At 70.2% G+C, this 1441-nt stretch carries 2 protein-coding genes; one reads left to right on the forward strand and one right to left on the reverse strand.

Going from position 1 to position 1441, the window contains the following annotated elements:
* The first annotated feature begins 136 nt into the window (after positions 1 to 136).
* Complete coding sequence (locus CCN39_RS46200; protein WP_244211324.1) at positions 137 to 292, forward strand: CBS domain-containing protein; 156 nt, start codon at positions 137 to 139, stop codon at positions 290 to 292.
* Positions 293 to 366: 74 nt separating this feature from the next.
* On the opposite strand, the gene CCN39_RS46205 is transcribed toward CCN39_RS46200, so the two are convergent.
* Positions 367 to 1404, reverse strand: coding sequence for a zinc-dependent alcohol dehydrogenase family protein (locus tag CCN39_RS46205; protein ID WP_086853349.1), 1038 nt, complete (start codon positions 1402 to 1404; stop codon positions 367 to 369).
* Positions 1405 to 1441 lie beyond the last annotated feature (37 nt).

Below are 1441 nucleotides of genomic sequence, written 5' to 3' on the forward strand. Positions count from 1 at the left end.
TGGTGATCCCGGCGCGGACGGTCCCGGAACCGGAGAAGGAGACGGCGGCGACGCCGGAACCTGCGGGCAGCTACTACCCCGGGCCGCTGCTGTGAAGGAGGTCGGGATGCCCGGTCGCCGCAAGGTGGGTTCGGTCATGACGACCGAAGTCACCACTGTCGGCCCGGACACGCCGTTCAAGGCGGTCGTCGTGCTGCTGGCCACGGGGAACATCAGCGGCGCACCGGTGGTCGACGGCGAGGGCGAGCTCGTCGGCGTGGTCTCCCGGTCGACCTGCTGCGGGTCTTCCTGAGCTCGCCCAAACCGCGCTGAAGGACACCGAAGCGGCCACCGTCCATTCCAGACGGTGGCCGCTTCGGTGTGTGGTCAGCTGCGGAACAGGGCGACCTTCAGGGCGTTGCTGTCCTGGGGGTGGGCGAAGACGTCGTAGGCTTCGTCCATTTCGTCGAGCCCGAACCGGTGGGTGACGAATCGGCTGGTGTCCAGCCGGCCGGCGGCGAGCATGCGCAGCAGCATCGGCGTGCTGGACGTGTCGACCAGCCCGGTCGTGATCGTCACGTTCTTGATCCACAGCTGTTCGAGGTGCAGTGTCGCGGGTGCGCCGTGGACGCCGACGTTGGCGACGTGGCCGCCCGGGCGGACCAAGCGGGTGCACAACTCGAACGTCTCCGGGACGCCCACCGCCTCGATCGCGACGTCCGCGCCGAGACCGCCGCTGGCTTCGGCGACCGCGGCCGCCGCGTCGCCGGGCTGGACCATCAGGTCGGCGCCGAAGGACTTGGCCGCGTCGAGGCGGGCCGGTTCCTTGTCGACCACGATGATCGTGCTGGGCGCGAACAGCTGGGCGTTGGTGATCGCGGCCAGCCCGATCGGCCCGGCTCCGACGATCACCACCGTGTCGCCCGGCTTCACACCGCCGTTGCGGACACCGACTTCGTAGGACGTCGGGACGATGTCGGCCAGCATCAGCGCGGACTCGTCGCTCACCCCGAAGGGCAGCACGTAGGTCGAGGTGTCGGCGAAGGGGACGCGCGCGTATTCGGCTTGGACGCCGTCGGTGGTGTGGCCGAGGATCCAGCCTCCGCCGCCGAGGCACTGGCCGTAGGCGGCCTGCCGGCAGTATTCGCAGCGTCCGCAGGCGGAGATGCAGGAGACCAGGACCTTGTCGCCGGGCTTGACGCCGGTGACGGCGGAGCCGGTTTCGGTGATCGTGCCGACCGCTTCGTGGCCGAGGATGCGGCCGCGTTCGACCTCGGGGACGTCGCCTTTGAGGATGTGCAGGTCGGTGCCGCAGATGGTGACCGCGTCGACGCGGACGATGGCGTCGGTGGGGGCGGCGAGTTCGGGGTCGGCGTGGCCGGTCCAGCTGCGCCGGCCGGGACCGTCGTACACGAGTGCCTTCATCGTTGTTCCTTCCGGTCAGGGGAAAGGGCGCCCGCCG

It is taken from the genome of Amycolatopsis kentuckyensis (assembly GCF_002155975.1).
GTDB classification, from domain to species: domain Bacteria; phylum Actinomycetota; class Actinomycetes; order Mycobacteriales; family Pseudonocardiaceae; genus Amycolatopsis; species Amycolatopsis kentuckyensis.